The organism is Serratia ureilytica, assembly GCF_017309605.1.
GTDB classification, from domain to species: Bacteria; Pseudomonadota; Gammaproteobacteria; order Enterobacterales; family Enterobacteriaceae; genus Serratia; species Serratia ureilytica.
On sequence record NZ_CP071320.1, the window covers coordinates 4381783 to 4399318 of the forward strand.

Annotated in this window: 16 protein-coding genes and 1 other annotated feature; of the genes, 7 read left to right on the plus strand and 9 right to left on the minus strand. The window is 59.7% G+C overall.

All coding sequences use genetic code 11. The features are described from left to right. Nucleotides 1-270 precede the first annotated feature (270 nt). Together J0X03_RS20730 and yaaA are read left to right on the plus strand one after the other, a co-directional pair. Complete coding sequence (locus tag J0X03_RS20730) at nt 271-1707, plus strand: alanine/glycine:cation symporter family protein (RefSeq protein ID WP_004932985.1); 1437 nt, start codon at nt 271-273, stop codon at nt 1705-1707. 105 nt (nt 1708-1812) lie between these two features. Beyond that, nucleotides 1813-2589: a peroxide stress protein YaaA gene (gene yaaA, locus J0X03_RS20735; protein ID WP_047575391.1), complete on the plus strand. Its 777-nt coding sequence runs from the start codon at nt 1813-1815 to the stop codon at nt 2587-2589. Between the two features lie 46 nt (nt 2590-2635). On the opposite strand, the gene thrC is transcribed toward yaaA, so the two are convergent. The 5 genes from thrC to J0X03_RS20760 form a co-directional block, all read right to left on the minus strand. Next, nucleotides 2636-3925, minus strand: a complete 1290-nt coding sequence (gene thrC, locus J0X03_RS20740) for a threonine synthase (protein ID WP_046688216.1) — start codon at nt 3923-3925, stop codon at nt 2636-2638. A gap of 3 nt (nt 3926-3928) precedes the next feature. Continuing rightward, nucleotides 3929-4858 carry a homoserine kinase gene (gene thrB, locus J0X03_RS20745; protein WP_004932993.1) on the minus strand — a complete coding sequence of 310 codons (930 nt, stop codon included), beginning with the start codon at nt 4856-4858 and terminating at the stop codon, nt 3929-3931. A 1-nt stretch (nt 4859) separates the two neighbouring features. Then, nucleotides 4860-7319: a bifunctional aspartate kinase/homoserine dehydrogenase I gene (thrA, locus tag J0X03_RS20750; RefSeq protein ID WP_033641811.1), complete on the minus strand. Its 2460-nt coding sequence runs from the start codon at nt 7317-7319 to the stop codon at nt 4860-4862. Nucleotides 7320-7343: 24 nt separating this feature from the next. Beyond that, nucleotides 7344-7461 (minus strand) — a sequence feature (Thr leader region). Then, nucleotides 7400-7486, minus strand: coding sequence for a thr operon leader peptide (gene thrL, locus J0X03_RS20755; protein WP_071845095.1), 87 nt, complete (start codon nt 7484-7486; stop codon nt 7400-7402). It overlaps the preceding feature by 62 nt. A gap of 194 nt (nt 7487-7680) precedes the next feature. Continuing rightward, the gene (locus tag J0X03_RS20760) at nt 7681-8370 is read right to left on the minus strand and encodes a tRNA/rRNA methyltransferase (protein ID WP_046688215.1); all 690 of its coding nucleotides are present in this window, start codon (nt 8368-8370) and stop codon (nt 7681-7683) included. A gap of 629 nt (nt 8371-8999) precedes the next feature. Here J0X03_RS20760 and arcA point away from each other — a divergent pair. Continuing rightward, the gene (arcA, locus tag J0X03_RS20765) at nt 9000-9716 is read left to right on the plus strand and encodes a two-component system response regulator ArcA (protein ID WP_004933003.1); all 717 of its coding nucleotides are present in this window, start codon (nt 9000-9002) and stop codon (nt 9714-9716) included. A 51-nt stretch (nt 9717-9767) separates the two neighbouring features. On the opposite strand, the gene creA is transcribed toward arcA, so the two are convergent. Beyond that, entirely contained in the window at nt 9768-10247 is a 480-nt protein-coding gene (creA, locus tag J0X03_RS20770) for a protein CreA (protein WP_033641809.1), read from the minus strand. Between the two features lie 342 nt (nt 10248-10589). On the opposite strand from creA, the gene robA reads away from it, so the two are divergent. Then, nucleotides 10590-11459, plus strand: coding sequence for an MDR efflux pump AcrAB transcriptional activator RobA (gene robA / locus J0X03_RS20775; protein ID WP_033641808.1), 870 nt, complete (start codon nt 10590-10592; stop codon nt 11457-11459). Here the strand turns inward: robA and gpmB are convergent. Beyond that, on the minus strand, nt 11456-12103 hold the full coding sequence (gene gpmB / locus J0X03_RS20780) for a 2,3-diphosphoglycerate-dependent phosphoglycerate mutase GpmB (protein WP_069101002.1): 648 nt from the start codon (nt 12101-12103) through the stop codon (nt 11456-11458). The two genes, robA and gpmB, sit on opposite strands and share 4 nt — an antisense overlap. A 101-nt stretch (nt 12104-12204) precedes the next feature. On the opposite strand from gpmB, the gene yjjX reads away from it, so the two are divergent. Further along, nucleotides 12205-12723: an inosine/xanthosine triphosphatase gene (gene yjjX / locus J0X03_RS20785; protein ID WP_033641807.1), complete on the plus strand. Its 519-nt coding sequence runs from the start codon at nt 12205-12207 to the stop codon at nt 12721-12723. A gap of 11 nt (nt 12724-12734) precedes the next feature. Here the strand turns inward: yjjX and trpR are convergent, their stop codons facing one another. Continuing rightward, complete coding sequence (gene trpR, locus J0X03_RS20790) at nt 12735-13064, minus strand: trp operon repressor (RefSeq protein ID WP_016929152.1); 330 nt, start codon at nt 13062-13064, stop codon at nt 12735-12737. A 54-nt stretch (nt 13065-13118) separates the two neighbouring features. After that, entirely contained in the window at nt 13119-15047 is a 1929-nt protein-coding gene (gene sltY, locus J0X03_RS20795) for a murein transglycosylase (protein WP_069101000.1), read from the minus strand. Nucleotides 15048-15679: 632 nt separating this feature from the next. On the opposite strand from sltY, the gene yfiR reads away from it, so the two are divergent. Both yfiR and dgcN read left to right on the plus strand, forming a co-directional pair. Beyond that, the gene (gene yfiR / locus J0X03_RS20800) at nt 15680-16291 is read left to right on the plus strand and encodes a regulatory sequestration protein YfiR (RefSeq protein ID WP_033651698.1); all 612 of its coding nucleotides are present in this window, start codon (nt 15680-15682) and stop codon (nt 16289-16291) included. Beyond that, nucleotides 16288-17535: a diguanylate cyclase DgcN/YfiN gene (dgcN, locus tag J0X03_RS20805; RefSeq protein WP_033641804.1), complete on the plus strand. Its 1248-nt coding sequence runs from the start codon at nt 16288-16290 to the stop codon at nt 17533-17535. The genes yfiR and dgcN overlap by 4 nt, the downstream gene beginning before the upstream one ends. Nucleotide 17536: the final 1 nt, after the last annotated feature.

Below are 17536 nucleotides of genomic sequence, written 5' to 3' on the forward strand. Positions count from 1 at the left end.
CATCTGTTTTATCCTTGGGCGAGCAACCGTTTACGCCGATATCTTTCGCCATTACCGAGCGGATGGAAAGGCAATAACGTGCTATCGCCCGAATAAATTATGTTAAATTCGAAAAAATTGATGCAATTCGTCCGCCAATCTGCGAAAAATCTCAATCGCCTGACGCCGGACCGATTCCAGCTAAGCTCTTGTAAAAAATAGGCCAATATTTCTCACCTGCGGTGGATGCTGCCAGGTGCGCATGACATTTCGATAAGGAGGAGGGATCCCTTGACGGACCTGATGAATTTTATAAACAACATTTTGTGGGGGTCGGTGCTGATTTATCTGCTGCTCGGCACCGGCATTTACTTCACGCTGCGCACCCGTTTTATCCAGCTCCGCCACTTTAGCCACATGTTCTCGGTGTTGAAAAACAGCAATAAAAGCGACAGCGCCGGCATCTCCTCTTTCCAGGCGCTGTGTACCACGCTGGCGGCGCGCGTCGGCACCGGCAACCTGACCGGCGTCGCCATTGCCCTCACCGCCGGCGGCCCCGGCGCCATCTTCTGGATGTGGGTGGTGGCGTTTATCGGCATGGCCACGTCATTTGTGGAAAGCTCGCTGGCTCAGCTCTACAAAACCAAAGACGACAACGGCAACTACCGCGGCGGCCCGGCCTATTACATGGAAAAGGGACTCGGCATGCGCTGGATGGGCGTGCTGTTCTCCATTTTCCTGATCATCGCTTTCGGCCTGGTGTTCAACGCCGTACAGGCCAACTCCATCGCGCAGGCCTCCGCCGTCGCCTTCCATTTACAGCCGCTGCACGTCGGTATTGGCCTGGTGCTGCTGAGCGGCGTGGTGATCTTCGGCGGCATCCGCTCCATCGCCAAAGTGGCCGAGCTGGTGGTGCCGCTGATGGCCGGCGCCTACCTGCTGCTGGCTCTCTGGGTGATTGGCCATAACATCGAGCACATGCCGGCGATCCTGACGCTGATCTTCAAAAGCGCCTTCGGCCTGCAGGAAGCCGCGGCCGGCGCCGTCGGTTACGGTATCTCCCAGGCGATGACCCAGGGCGTGCAGCGCGGCCTGTTCTCCAATGAAGCCGGCATGGGATCGGCGCCCAACGCGGCGGCGTCCGCCTCGCCTTATCCGCCGCATCCCGCTTCACAGGGCTACGTGCAGATGCTCGGGGTATTTATCGACACCATCGTCATCTGCAGCGCCACCGCGGCGATCATCCTCTCTTCCGGCATTCTCGATCAGCCGACCGACAGCATCAGCGGCATCGATCTGACCCAGCGCGCGCTGTCGACCGCCGTCGGCAGTTGGGGGACTCCGTTCGTCGCCATCGCCATCTTCTTCTTCGCCTTTACGTCGATCATCGCCAACTACGCCTATGCCGAGAGCAACCTGGTGTTCCTCGAGCACAACCACCCAGGCGGCCTGTTGATTTTCCGCTGCGTGGCGCTGGGCATGGTGATGTTCGGCGCGCTGGCGGAGCTGCCGCTGGTGTGGAAAATGGCGGATACCTCCATGGCGCTGATGGCGATCACCAACCTGACGGCTATCTTGCTGCTGTCGCGGGTCGCGCTGAAGCTGGCCGACGACTACCATCGCCAGCGCCGCCTGGGCAAGCTGCCGACCTTCGACGCCAACCGTTACCCGGAGCTGAAATCGCAGCTGGAGCCGGGCGTGTGGGACGACAAGCAGCCGCCGCGCTGAGTATTCCGGGGCGCGTGCGATGCGCGCCCCGCCTATTGGACCGATAGCCCCTTTTTCCCGCGCTTTTTGCTACAGTATGCGCACTTGGATAAACAGGATCTGGCCATGCTCGTTATTATTTCACCTGCAAAAACGCTCGATTACGACAGCCCGCTGGCGACAAAACGCTTCACGCAGCCCGAACTGCTGAGTAAGTCTAAGCAGCTTATCAACATTTGCCGCGAGCTGACGCCGGCGCAAATCGCCAGCCTGATGAGCATCAGCGACAAGCTGGCCGGGCTGAACGCCGCGCGCTTTAGCGAATGGCAACCGACATTTACCCCGGACAACGCCCGTCAGGCGCTGCTGGCGTTCAAGGGCGACGTATATACCGGCCTGCAGGCGCAGGACTTCAACGAAGCCGATTTCGACTTCGCCCAGCAGCATCTGCGCATGCTGTCCGGCCTGTATGGCGTACTGCGCCCGCTCGATCTGATGATGCCGTACCGGCTGGAGATGGGCATCAAGCTGGAAAACCCGAAGGGCAAAGATCTGTACAGCTTCTGGGGCGATCAGATCACCAAAAAGCTCAACGAAGCGCTGGAGCAACAGGGCGACGACGTGGTGGTCAACCTGGCGTCAGACGAGTATTTCAAAGCGGTGAAGCCGGCCAAGCTGCACGGCTCGCTGATCAAACCGGTGTTCCTCGACGAGAAGAACGGCAAGTTCAAGGTCATCAGCTTCTACGCCAAGAAAGCGCGCGGGTTGATGAGCCGCTTTATCATCAAAAACCGCCTGACGCGCAGCGAGCAGCTGGCGGACTTCAACCTGGAAGGCTACGCCTTCGACGAAGCCGCCTCGCAAGGCAATGAACTGGTGTTCAAACGCCCGGAGCAGGCATAAAAAAAGCCGTCGCAAGACGGCTTTTCGCATTTTACCCTGCCGAACTTCAGGCCGGCAGCCCCATCAGGAACTTGCGCAGCTCGCCGAAGCTGGCCGGCAGCGTGTGCGACAGCAGCGGCAGCTCAGCCCGCAGCGCCAGCGCTTTCGGCAACGGCAGTTCCTGGCCGAGTATCGCTTCCACACTCTCTTTAAACTTGGCCGGATGCGCGGTGCCGAGGAACAGGCCGAACTCCCCTTCCTGCAATTGGTCACGCAGCGCACGGTAGGCGATGGCCGCGTGCGGTTCGGAGATATAGCCCAGCTCGGCCAGCTCACGCATCGTGTCTTTGGTGGTCTCGTCGCTGACCGCCGCGTGACCCAGCTCCTTCAACTGCCAGACCTTGCGACGGAACAGCTCTTCCACGCGCGGCCAGTTGTTCGGCTGGCTGACGTCCATGGCGTTGGACAGCGTCGCGACCGTAGCGTGCGGCTGCCACTGGCCGCTGGTCAGGAAGCGCGGCACGGTGTCGTTGGCGTTGGTGGCGGCGATGAAGCGCTTCACTGGCAGGCCCAGCGATTTGGCCAGCAGCCCGGCGGTCAGATCGCCGAAGTTGCCGCTCGGCACCGAAATCACCAGCTGATTGCGCGCTTCCTGTGGCAGCTGCGCCACCGCTTCGAAGTAGTAGCAAATCTGCGCCAGCAAACGGCTGATGTTAATCGAGTTGGCCGAGTTCAGGTGCAGCGCGTCTTTCAATTCCTGATCGTCGAACGCCTGCTTCACCAGCGCCTGACAAGCATCGAAGTCACCGTCGATCGCCACGGTGTGAATGTTGCCGCCCAGGGTGCAGAACAGCTTTTCCTGCAGCGGGCTGATTTTGCCCTGCGGATACAGGATCACCACCCGCACGTTTTTCAGGCCGTAGAAGGCGTGCGCCACGGCGGCGCCGGTGTCGCCGGAGGTGGCGGTCAGAATGGTCACCGGCTGCTCGCCGGCCACTTCCGCCAGCATCTGCGCCATAAAGCGGCCGCCGAAGTCTTTGAACGCCAGCGTCGGGCCGTGGAACAGCTCCAGGCAGGAGACGTCATCGGTCACTTTCGCCACCGGCGCCGGGAACTCAAAGGCGGCCTGCACGCGTTTCTTCAGCGCCGCTTCCGGCACCTCTTCGCCGATAAAGGCCGACAGAATGCGGCTGCTGCGGGTGACAAAATCCTGTTCCAGCAGGTGGTCGATTTCGGTCAGTTCGAACTCCGGCAGCTCCAGCGGGAAGAACAGCCCCTGTTGCTTGCCCAGGCCTTGTTTGATCGCCTGCGCGAAGCTGACCTGCTCGTTGTGATCCTTAAGGTTGTACAGTTTCATGCGTTATCCCAGTAGTCGAGCGCCTGCGGTATCCAGACGGCAAATATGAACAAAACCTTCGTCGTTTTGCAGATAGTGTTGTTGCAGCCAGGCGGCCATGCGTTGCGCGGTGGCGCCGTCGTTGCAGACGGCGAACAGCGTCGGGCCAGAGCCGGAGATGCCGCAGGCCAACGCGCCGATCTCCTGCGCCGCCTTGCGCGCTTCGGCGAAGCCCGGCAGCAGCCGGGTGCGGTACGGTTCGGCGATCACGTCCTGCATCAATTTGGCGGCCAGCTGCGGCTGCCGGGTATGGCAGGCGTGAATAAAGCCGGCCAGATAGCGGCCATGGCTGATGCAATCCTGACGACGGTATTGCGCGGGTAAAATGGCGCGCGCTTCGGCGGTGGACACTTTGATGCCCGGATAGGCCATAACCCACAGCCAATCGTCAAAGCACGGCACCTCCTGGCTGATAATGCCTTCTTCTTCCAGCATCAGCTGCAGGCCGCCCAAATAGCAAGGCGCCACGTTGTCATAATGCACGCTGCCGGAAATGCGCCCTTCCAGCTCGCCCATCAGGCCGAGCAGCGTCGTCTTATCCAACGGACGATCGCAGAATTCGTTCATCGCCATCAGCCCGGCGACCACCGAACAGGCGCTGGAACCCAGCCCCGATCCGATCGGCATGTTCTTTTCCAAACGCATCGCCACCGGCACTTCGCGGCCGATCTCCTGGCAGAAGCGCTCCCAGCATTGATAAACGATGTTCTCTTTCGGCTCGGCCGGCAGCTTGCTGACGAAGCGCCCGGCATTCTGCAAACTGAACGTCTCGGCGGCTTCGACGCTGACACAGTCGCCCAGCAGCGTGCCGTCGATCGGCGAAACCGCCGCGCCCAGCACGTCGAAACCGACGCTGACGTTGCCGATCGAGGCCGGTGCATACACCTTAACCATATTAAACTCCCAACTTCCATGACAGTGTGCGCAGCAGATCGGCGAATACGCCCGCTGCAGTCACATCGTTACCGGCGCCGTAGCCGCGCAGCACCAGCGGCAACGGCTGATAGTAGCGGCTGTAGAAGGCCAGCGCGTTCTCGCCGTTCTTCACTTTATACAACGGATCGTTGCCGTCCACCGCCTCAATGCGCACCTTGCAGCGCCCTTCGTCGATCAGGCCGACATAGCGCAGCACCTTGCCTTGCTCGGCGGCGTTAGCCACGTTGCGCGCGAACTCTTTATCCAGCTCCGGCAACCGCGCCAGGAAGGTGTCCACGTCGCCCGACGCGTCGAAGGACGGCGGCAGCACCGGCTCGACCTCGATATCGCTCAGTTCCAGTTTATAACCGGCCTCGCGCGCCAGGATCAGCAGCTTACGCGCCACATCCATCCCGGACAGATCGTCGCGCGGATCCGGCTCGGTGTAGCCGTTGGCCCGGGCCTGCAGGGTCGCCGCCGACAGCGACAACCCTTCGTCCAGCTTGCCGAAGATAAAGGACAGCGAGCCGGACAGGATGCCGGAGAAACGTACCAGCTCATCGCCGGCGTTCAGCAGGTTTTGCAGGTTCTCAATCACCGGCAGACCGGCGCCGACGTTGGTGTCGTACAGGAACTTGCGGTGCGAACCGGCGGCGGCCGCGCGCAGCTGCTGATAATAGTTCATCGACGAGGTGTTGGCCTTTTTGTTCGGCGTCACCACATGGAAGCCGTCCGCCAGGAAGTCCACGTACTGATCGGCCACCGCCTGGCTGGAGGTACAGTCGACGATCACCGGGTTCAGCAGGTGATATTCCTTCACCAGCCGGATCAGGCGGCCGAGATTGAACGGCTCCTGCGCGCCGGCCAGCGCGTCGCGCCAGCTGTCCAGCGCGATGCCGTGCACATTGGTCAGCATCACGCGCGAGTTGGCGATGCCGCACACCCGCAGATCGATATGTTTTTGCTTCAGCCACGGCTGCTGGCGATAGATCTGCTCGATCAGCGCCCCGCCGACGCCGCCGACGCCGATGACGAACACTTCGATCACCTGATCGGTGTTGAACAGCATCTGGTGGCTGACGCGCACGCCGGTGGTGGCGGAATCATTGCTGACCACCACCGAAATGGAACGTTCGGAAGACCCTTGGGCGATGGCAACGATATTGATGTTGGCGCGCGCCAGCGCGGAGAAGAAGCGTGCGGAAATGCCGCGCAGGGTGCGCATGCCGTCGCCAACCACCGAGATGATCGCCAGGCGTTCCATCACGTCCAGCGGATCCAGCACGCCGTCTTTCAGCTCCAGATAGAACTCCTCTTCCAGCGCGCGACGAGCGCGCTGCAGTTCACCCTGCGGCACGCAGAAGCTGATGCTGTATTCGGAAGAGGATTGGGTGATCAGCACCACCGAAATGCCGGCGCGCGACATCACGGCGAAGACCCGTGCGGCCATGCCGACCATGCCTTTCATGCCCGGGCCGGAGACGTTGATCATCGCCATGTTGTTCAGGTTGGTGATGCCCTTCACCGGCATATCGGCATCGGTGCTGTCTTTGCCGATCAGCGTGCCGGGGGCCTGCGGGTTGGAGGTGTTTTTAATCAGGCAAGGGATTTGGAACTGGGCAATCGGAGTGATGGTGCGGGGGTGTAACACTTTGGCGCCGAAATAGGAAAGCTCCATCGCTTCCTGGTACGACATCGATTTCAGTAACCTGGCGTCCGGCACGGTGCGCGGATCGCAGGTATACACGCCGTCGACGTCGGTCCAGATCTCGCAACAGTCGGCGCGCAGGCAGGCGGCCAGCACCGCGGCGGAATAGTCGGAGCCGTTGCGGCCCAGCACCACCAGCTCGCCCTTGTCATTACCGGCGGTGAAACCGGCCATCAGCACGATGTGATCGGCCGGGATCGCCGCGGCGGCGATGCGCAGCGTAGACTCGGCGATGTCCACGGTGGACTCCAGGTAGTGGCCCTGCGCCAGCAGTTTCTCCACCGGGTTAATCACCGTGACCGGATAGCCTTTGGCGCGGAACACCCCTTCCATGATGGCGATGGAGAGCTTTTCGCCACGGCAGATGATCGCCGCGTTCACGCTGTCCGGGCACTGCCCCAGCAGCGAGACGCCATGCAGCACCTGTTTGAGCTGCGCGAATTCCTGATCGACCACGCCTTTCAAACGATCGTATTCAAAGCCCGGCAGCGCCTGCGCCAGCCCGCTCAGCAGGTCGGCAAAGATCCGCTCGGCGTCGCTCATATTCGGCAGAATGTCCTGGCCCGCCACCGTTTTGTCGATCATCGCCACCAGATGGTTGGTGATCTTTGCGGGGGCGGACAAGACCGTGGCTACCTGTCCCTGACGCGCGTTACTCTCCATGATGTCGGCGACGCGCAGAAAACGTTCCGCATTCGCTACCGAGGTTCCGCCAAATTTCAGCACTCGCATTTGTGATCTCTCCGAATTTAAGCCGAAAAAAAAGCCCGCACTGATTAGGTGCGGGCTTTTTTCTGTGTTTCCTGTGCGCGTCAGCCCGCCCCGTTACCTGTGGTATCGGTGGTGGTAATAATTGTGGTAGTCAGGCTGATATTGCGCATGTTGTCTGTCTGTCTCATGAAATACTTTGTCCCCTCTATTGGTTAAAGCAATCGCTATCCCAAGTCAAACGATTTCTTATTTTTGCTTATTTTCCGTTCAGCGGCGGTAATGCGCGATGCAACAGGTGAAAAGCAAAATGACAGAACAAAAAAACAACCTAAAGCCGGTTTAATAGTGGATCACACTGAGTAACCGCCTGCTGGAGCCGCTATCACTTGGCGAGTTTTTTTTCGATGTCGTGCAGCAGCGTATGCAGCATCGCCGTATCTCGCTGCGGCAACGCACCGAGGCGCTGGTGCAGCCAGTCGCGCAATTTTTGGTCATCGCCGACCTCCAGGGCATCCAACAAAGCATCGGCGCGGTGGCGCAACGCCCTGAGTTGCCCTTCAGGCGCCGCAGCCTCCTGCGGCGCGGCGTTGACGCCCATCAGGCTCGCCAACTGGTAGCAGTACACCATCACCGCCTGGCCCAGATTGAGCGACGGATAATCCGCCTGCATCGGCACGCCGGTCAGCAAATCCGCCAGCGCCAGCTCTTCGTTGGTCAGGCCGGAATCCTCGCGGCCGAATACCAGCGCGGCCTGGCCGACCCACTGCTTACGCTCACTCAGCTGTTCCAGCAGCTCAGGCGGCGTGCAGTAGTAGTGAAAACGCGCGCGACTGCGGGCGGTGGTGGCGACGGTAAAATCCACATCCGCCAGCGCCTGTTCCAGCGTGGCGAACGTTTGCACGCCGTCGAGGATCTCGCCGGCCCCATGTGCCACCCAGCGCGCCGCCGGCTGCAGATGCGCCTCGCTGTCGACGATGCGCAACGAAGCGAAACCCATGGTTTTCATCGCGCGCGCCGCCGCGCCGACGTTTTCCGGCCGCGCCGGAGCCACTAGAACAATATGAAGCTGCATCACTCTTCCACCGAAGGCGGGCCTGCGTTTTTGACGATAGCGCAGCGCCCGCATGTATTTACAATTGCGTAACAATAAACGCGTTAATAGCAACAAACAAGATTAAACGGCTCGTTGAGCTAATAAACCTGTCGTAATAGTCATTATTCATGCTTATGTTTTACTGCATTTATTTATCAATGAGTTAAAACAACGCAATGATCAATAAGCGAATAATTGTATCCTATCGGGCCGGATAATGCTGAATCGTTCACAGAATTTGAGGTTCTGTGACTTAAACTGGCATTTCTGTAAGTGTTTTTCACAAATCTGTTAACGTGCTACAATTGAATTTGATATATGTCAACAAAGCGTAGTTTTGTTGGGTGATGAATTCGGCACGCGCTGTTATATTGCTGTTAATGGGGTTAGGATATGCGCCGTTTTGGCACCCAAGGGGTTGTAGGGAACGGCATCCCCACCAGGCTAGCGATCTTGTTGACATGAGATGGAAAGTGCATCAAGAACGAGTTTACGTACTTTAGTCATTTGCTGAGAGGGAACGTGGCGCTATCTCTGCCCTCCTCTAAGAAAACAGAGACTTCTGTACTTCCTATTTTCTATTTTGTTGGCAATTTTAGGTAGCAAATATGCAGACCCCGCACATTCTGATTGTCGAAGACGAGTTAGTCACTCGTAACACCCTGAAGAGCATTTTCGAGGCGGAAGGCTACATTGTTCATGAAGCCAATGATGGTGCAGAGATGCACAATATCCTGTCTGAAAATGATATCAATCTGGTCATCATGGACATCAATCTGCCAGGCAAAAACGGCCTGCTGTTGGCGCGCGAACTGCGTGAACAGGCCAGCGTCGCCTTGATGTTCCTGACCGGCCGCGATAACGAGGTGGATAAAATCCTCGGCCTGGAAATCGGCGCCGACGATTACATCACCAAACCGTTCAACCCGCGTGAGCTGACCATCCGCGCGCGCAACCTGCTGTCGCGCACCATGAATCTGGGCAGCCTCGGCGAAGAGCGCCGCCTGGTCGAGAGCTACAAGTTCAACGGGTGGGAGCTGGACATCAACAGCCGCTCTTTGATCAGCCCGGCCGGCGAACAGTACAAGCTGCCGCGCAGCGAATTCCGCGCCATGCTGCACTTCTGCGAAAACCCGGGCAAGATCCAGTCCCGCGGCGAACTGCTGAAGAAGATGACCGGCCGCGAGCTGAAACCGCATGACCGCACCGTGGACGTCACCATCCGTCGCATTCGCAAGCACTTCGAATCGACGCCGGACACGCCGGAAATCATCGCCACCATCCACGGCGAAGGCTACCGCTTCTGCGGCGATCTGGAAGAGTAATTCCAGCCTGCCGTCATGAAAACGGGGTTCAGCATGCTGAACCCCGTTTTTTTATTTTGCCTCAGCCCACGGCATGATCGGCACCGCGCTCAGCGCATTCTTCGGCGAGCCGTCGATCACCTTGTCGGAGTAGCTCAGGTAGATCAGCGAATTGCGTTTGGCGTCGTAGAAGCGCACCACCTGCAGCTTCTTGAACACCAGCGACGTGCGTTTCTGGAACACCACATCGCCTTCCGCCTTGCCGTTTTTGATCTTGTCACTCAGCTCGATAGGCCCGACCTGCTGGCAGGAAATGGCCGCGTCGGCGGTATCTTCCGCCAGGCCCAGCCCGCCTTTGATGCCGCCGGTTTTGGCGCGGCTGATATAACAAGTTACATTTTTAACATCCGGATCGTCGAACGCTTCGACCACGATTTTGTGGTCCGGCCCCAACAATTTAAACACCGTATCAACGGAACCCACTTGCTCCGCCTGTGCGCTTCCCACGGTTGCGCAAACCAAACCGAATAAAAATATCCAGCTTTTTTTCATTTACTTAACTCCGATATAACCTTGCCGCGAAAATGGGCTCGGCGATCACCATTATTTATGTCTAAGCTCACGGAATTGGGTTTTTACGGGTCCGCACCGTCCGTTTTAGCACAGAGCGTGACAAAAATCTTTGAGAGTCGCGGAGGAAAAAAATTGCTATGATGCGGCGTCGTTATTTCTTTGCGCCCACTACGGTGTACCCCAATCCAACTCTGGCGCGGCATGCGCAGCAGAGGCAAAGAGTGCAACCCATAATGGCTCATGGATCGGTCTGATAGCGCAGCACCAGCGTGACGAATCAACAGTTCGGGTTCCTACCCCCAAGCTTTACGAGGAAGTTCTATGGATCAAGCCGGTATCATTCGTGATCTGCTTAGCTGGCTGGAAAGCCATTTGGACCAACCCTTGTCGCTGGATAACGTGGCGGCCAAGGCTGGCTACTCCAAATGGCACCTGCAACGGATGTTCAAAGATATTACCGGTAATGCCATCGGTGCTTACATCCGGGCAAGAAGGCTGTCCAAGGCCGCCGTCGCGCTGCGCCTGACCAGCCGGCCGATTTTGGATATCGCTCTGCAATATCGCTTCGACTCGCAGCAGACCTTCACGCGCGCCTTCAAGAAACAGTTTGCGCAAACGCCGGCGCTGTACCGCCGCGCCGAAGACTGGAACGCGTTCGGCATCTGCCCGCCGATCCGTCTGGGGGCCTTCACTCTGCCGCAGCCCGAGTTCCTCTCGTTGCCGGATAAGCATCTGGTCGGCCTGACCCAAAGCTACTCCTGCACGCTGGAACAGATCACCACCGTGCGCACCGAGCTGCGCTCGCAGTTCTGGCGCCAGTTCCTCGGCGAAGTCGAAACCTTGCCGCCGGTGCTGTACGGGTTGCACCACTCGCGTCCGAGCCAGGAGAAGGACGACGAACAGGAAGTGCTGTACACCACGGCGCTGGAGCCGGATCAGGTGCCTGATAAAGTGCAGGAAGTTCAACCGCTGGTGCTGCCGGGCGGCGAATTTGCAATGTTCAGCTATGAAGGGCCCATCGGAGGCCTGCAGGACTTTATCCTGACGGTCTACGGCACTTGCCTGCCGGAGCTCAAACTGACGCGCCGCAAAGGGCACGACATCGAGCGCTTCTACCCGAAAGGCGAGCGCCGTCCGCATCAGGCGCCTACCGAGATCAAGTGCGATTACCTGATCCCGATTCGACGTTAACGCTGCAGTTCGTCCAACGCGGGCATGTCCAGATGCGTGACATCGCCCGCCGTTTCGACGATCCAGCCGGAAGCCAGCCACGGGCTCTGCTGGTGATCGACGCGCGACAGTGAGCAGTTGCGCAAGCGCAGGCGACGTTCCGCATAGGCCGGCAGCCCGAGCACCGTACTGATCAAACACCCCAACGCGATGCCATGGCTGACGAGCAGCGGCTTGCTGCCCTCCGGCAGCATCAGGCAGCTCTCCAGCGCAGCGCGCATGCGCTCGCCCAGCTCCTCCATGGATTCGCCTTGAGGGATACGGCCGTCAGGAGTACCATCGACCATCTGTTTGCGCCACTGTTCTTCCTGCGGCGTCAAACTGTCGATCAGGCGTTCTTCCAGAACCCCCATGTGCAGCTCACGCAAACGCGGATCGCCAATCACTTCGCAGCAACAGGCTTCGGCGATGATCTGCGCGGTGCGGCGCGTGCGCCCCAGGTCGCTGGTAATGATATGCGTAATGCCTTCTTTGCTGACGCGCCTGGCGACCAGACGGGCCTGGTGTTCCCCCATGGCGGTTAACGGGCTGTCGGACTGACCCTGGATGCGGCGAGCCGCGTTCCATTCCGTTTCGCCGTGGCGAACGAGGTATACCTGTAACATTTTTGTTTTCCGTTATACTGCGTGAAATTTGCGTTTATCCCCGGCCCGGCGGCGCTTTTGCCGCTGCCCGGCGTATCGGCCAGAAGGATATCAAACCCGTTATGTACCATGTTGTCGCTGCAACTACCAACCCGGCAAAGATCAAGGCTATTCAATTGGCCTTCGATGACGTCTTCGGCGCAGGCCAATACCGCATTGAACCCGTCGACGTCGCCAGCGGCGTTTCGCTGCAGCCGATAGGCAATCACGAAACGCGCACCGGTGCGCGTCAACGCGTGATGGAAGCGCGCCAGGTCAGGCCCGAGGCCGATTTTTGGGTCGGCGTGGAAGCCGGGATTGAAGAGAATATGACCTTCGCCTGGATGACCATCGAGAACCCGTCCATCCGCGGTGAATCCCGCTCGGCGAGCCTGATGCTGCCGGAAGTCATTTTACAAGGTATTCGCGAAGGCCGCGAATTGGGCAGCGAAATGGCGACGATCACCGGCAACGCCGAGGTGAAGCGCCAGGGCGGCGCCATCGGCGTCTTCACCGACGGCCGGCTGAGCCGCACCAGCGTTTATCATCAGGCGCTGCTGCTGGCGCTGGTGCCGTTCCACAACGCCATCTATCAGCAATAACGCAGAGTCTGCTAGGGCGCGTCGTGCAGCAACTGCTGCTCAAGCCACTGTTTCAGCGCGGGTGAAGCCGCTTTCAGGCTGTTAGAACCGCGGGTGATGGTGGCGATCCCCGCGCCCAGTTCATTTTTCAGCTCGCGCTGGCTCATCTCGCCGCGCATCAGTTCCTGAATGATCCGCACCCGGGTGCCCAGCGCGGTGCGCTCGTCCGGCGTCAGCATCAATTGCAACAGCGGTTGATGCAGTTCTTGCGCAAACGAATTCTGCAGCAGCGCGACGAAGCGCAGCCAATCCTCATTGCCTTGTTCTGAAAGAGCGGGGTCGTTTAACGATAATTGCGTCATGGCAGCCACCATACTATTTAACTAGTACAGCAGCATACCATAGGGCCGTCAAAATCAATAACGTCTCTGCCACTCGGCGTCGGTCAGCACCTTGGCCGGCCGGTGCGTCAGATAGCGGTAAAACGCATCGTAAGCCAGCACGTTCTTGACGTAGCCGCGGGTTTCCGAGAACGGAATGCTTTCGATGAACGCTACCGGATCGATCCGCCCCGCGCTGTTGCCCAGCCAGGTGTTCACTCGCGACGGGCCGGCGTTATAAGCGGCGCTCGACAGAATGCGGTTGCGGCCGAACTGCTGATAGACCGACTCCAGATAGCTGGTGCCGATGGTGATGTTGGTCTGCGGATCGAACAATTGGCTCGGCCCGACATAGCCGGGAATGTTGTACATCTGCACCGTATGCTGCGCGGTGCGCGGCATGACCTGCATCAGGCCGGAGGCGCCGACCGGCGACTGCGCCTTCGGATTCCAGGCGCTCTCCTGACGCGCGATCGCCATCGCATAGCTGCTGGTGATCCCCTTGTCATCGGTGGCGCGGCGGAACTCCTGCGGCCAGGCGACCGGGAAACGCTCTTCCAGATGATCCCACAGCTTGCCGACGATGGTCGCCTGCACGCTCAGATCGGCCCATTTTTGCTCAAAGGCGTAACGCGCCAGCGCCTCTTGTTCAGGCCGGCTGCGGCTGGCGACATAGGAACCCCACTCGCTGCGGGCCAGGTTGTCCATATTCCAGTACATCAGCTCGCGCACTCGGGCCACTTCCGGCCCGTCGGTCAGCGACGCGCGCGGCTTGGCCGCCACCGCCACCATCACCGGATAGGTTGCGTTCAGCTTCTGCGCCGCCACCATCGGATAGAAGCCGCGTTCGGTCATCAGGTTGCGCAACATCTCCTCGCCTTCGGCGCGTTTGCCTTCGTCCATCAGCTGATTGGCGCGCCAGTAGCGCCACTCATCCTTGTTGCGCGACTCTTCCGGCAAGCGAGCCAGCCAGGTCGCGACGCCCTGCCGATCGCCGTTGCCCAGCGCCATGCGCACCCGGCGCTCCAGCAGCGAAGGCGAACGGCTGCGCAGAATCACCTGATCGCGCCACTGCGCCTGTTCATAGGTAGCGTCGCTGCCCATCAGGCGCCAGGCCACCGCCTCTTCCAGCCCCAGCCGCTCCTCGTCGCTCATTTTCTGCAGCCGCGCGAGCGTCGGGATCATCGCCCGCGCGTTTTCCACATCCTGCCGCGCCAGGCGCTCAAAGGCGATGCCGGTGGCGGCACGGGTAAAGTCAGTCGGCCCTACGCTGCGGGCGAAGGCTTCCACGGTGGTCGGATCGTTTTGCAAGCGCACCAGAGCGTTGCCCATGGTTTGATAGTCGGCCGGCAGTTGGCTGTAGAGGTTGCTGACCAGCGAGCTGTTGCCCTCTTTCAGCGCCAGCTTCATGCGCGCCAGAATATCGAGCGGCGTTTGCTTGCCTGCGCCGCGCCAGACGCTGAACAGCCGATCGCAGGCGCTCGGCAGCGTTTTGCCGTTCAGCCACAGCTCGTCGGCGCCGCTCCAGGCCGCCTGCTGGTCGCCGGTAGCCCATTTGGCGTAGTAATAGTTGCAGCGCGCCGCCACCGGTTTGGGCGGCTGTGGGCTGAAGGCCAGCAGGGTGCGCCAATCTTCGCGCCGCGCCAGTTCATTGACGAAGCGCGGCGCCAGCGATTTCGCCGGCGGCAGCGTCGGGTTGCGTTTGATAAAGTCGTTCACTTCGGAGAACCCCGCCTGACTCAGATCCTGAGTCAGCTCGCGGTATTCCAGATAAGGATAAAGCGGGTAATCGCGCAGCGTCGGCATCAGCTGCGCCACCACGTCCATCTGATTGCCGTCCCACGCCTGCTTGATCTGCTGGTAGCGCTGACGTTGCGCATCCAGAGAATCCGCCAGCGCCGCGCCGGAAAACGCCGTCAGGCACAGCCCCATCGCCAACAGCCGTCGCTTGTCCACCTTGACCATCCTCGCTCTTTCCTCACTGATTGTGCCGCGGGAGCCGCCCAGCTCCCCGGTAACCGCCGCGCCACGGCGCCGCAGAACAAAATAAAACCGGGCGCACGGCCCGGACGCAGATATCTACCATAGACAGCGCAATCGCTCATCCATTCAATACTGTAGAAGAAGAAGTGTATCGCCATGATCGGAGCCAGGTAAAAAACGTTTACTTTGGCTGACAAATCAGGGCGGCGAGATATTATCGCCGGCCGGATTTTTATTAGCCGCAACGGCGTTTATTGGAAAAGTAAAATACTTTCTAATTATTAGTTATCACATTATTGCATTTAAGAGATAGCGCCGACGTTGCGCAAATCGCCTGACAGCTGGCCAAACGCGCCAACTTTGCAGAAAAGCGGTGGCAAACCCGAGAGGGCATTTTTATACTATCAAAAATAAGTAGGATAATTCCGAGAAAACAGCACATAAAGCGCCCAACGAAGACATCTTATAATACAATCCGCGCCAATTATGGGTAGATAGTGTTCATTAGGCAGTGCGACTGACAGCTTTCAGCAAAACGATTGTCCCTTCAAGCGGGCCGGATTTTTACTTGTCGGGCCACGGCCTGCGGGCGGTGGATCAGGCCGGAATGGCGGGTGAAGATGGCGAGTAATACCGCGATAACGATGCGTTGCGCAAAAAGCCCCGTGCCGGGCTTCCTTGCCGCACGCCTGAATATCGGCCGCCTGTTGCTGATCGTTTTGTTGGCGCTGCTGACGTTGCCCGGGCCTGCGCGCGCCGCCGATGATCCCTATCAACAGCGCACGCACGCCGTGACGACCGTGGTGGTAGGCATCATCAGCTACGCCCGCTGGTCACGTGAACCCAATCCGATCCGGTTGTGCGTGACCGCACCCACCCAGTATGCCGAGGGGCTGTTCGATCCGATCCTGCTCAGCGCGCCGCGTCCGATTAAAACCGAACGCGTGCCGTTCGACAGCCCGACGCTGAGTACCGGCTGCGATGTCATCTATTTAGGGAACATCAACGCCGCGCAGAGACAAAATTTCATGCAGCGCATTTCCGGCAACTCCATTCTCAGCATCAGCGAGAACGATAGCGAATGCTCCGCCGGCAGCGCATTTTGCCTGCAGATCAACGGCGACCAGGCCGGCTTCAAGGTCAACCTGGACGCCCTGGCGCGCAGCGGCGTGCGCGTTCACCCCAACGTGCTGCAGCTGGCGCGCAAACAGGCGCCGCCGCTATGAGGCTGTTGCGTAGAAACCGTTCCGGCAATGCGCGCCCGACGTTGGGCCGAGTGCTGCAGCGGGTGCATCTTGGGCTGGCGTTGATCGCCGTTGGCACCGCCGGCATCTTTCTGACGCTGGTGGCGCTGTTCGCGCTGCGCGCCTATGCCAACCACAACCTGCACCTGATCGCGCGCTCCATCAGCTATACGGTTGAAGCGGCAGTGGTGTTTGGCGATCGCCCCTACATTCGCGAGGCGATGGTGCTGATCGCCGCCAAAGAAGAGGTGTCGGAGGCCAAAATTCTGAACAACGCCGGTGACGTGCTGGTCAGTTGGCATCGTCCCAAAGATGGCCCGCTGCACGGCATGGAGCAGGTTATCGCCCACTGGGCGCTGCCCGAGCCGGTCATCCTGCCTATCTCCCACGAGGGCAAACAGGTCGGCCAGGTCTGGCTGAGCGGCAACGGCGGCAGCCTGTTGCGTTTCCTGTTGCGCGGGCTGGTCGGCATGATCGCCTGCATGGTGCTCAGTACCCTGTGCGCCCTGGTGTTGTCGCGCCGCATGCTGGTCGGCATCGTCAGTTCGTTGGACGACATCGCCAACGTGGCGCATGCGGTGCGGCGAGATCGCACCTTCGGCCTGCGGGTGCCCTCGGCGCCGATCGCCGAGCTGCATGAGCTCAGCAATGATTTCAATGGCTTGCTCGATGAACTGGAGGCCTGGCAGGCCCATCTGAAGCAGGAAAACGACTCGCTGGCTCACCGGGCGACGCACGACAGCCTGACCGGCTTGCCGAACCGCGCCTTCTTCGAAGGCCGGCTGAGCCGCGCCCTGGGCGATATCGCGCCGCCGGCGAAATTGGCGGTGCTGTTTATCGACGGCGATCGCTTCAAGGAAGTGAACGACAGTTACGGTCACGCCGCGGGCGATGCGGTGCTGACCACCATTGCCGGACGCATTCGCGCGCAGCTGCGCGAAACCGATCTGGTCGCACGCCTGGGAGGAGATGAATTCGCCGTGCTGCTGGCGCCGGTGCACAGCACGGAAGATGTCTTGCAGATCGCCGACAACATCATCGATTGCATGACGCAACCGGTTATTTTACCGAACGACGAGACGATCATTACCTCTCTGAGTATCGGCATTGCGCTGTACCCTGATCACGCGTCGACGCCTCAGGGTCTTTTGCACGAAGCTGACGATGCGATGTATCAGGCAAAGCATCGTTATAACGGAGGCTGGCGGCTGGCTATACATAAATAAG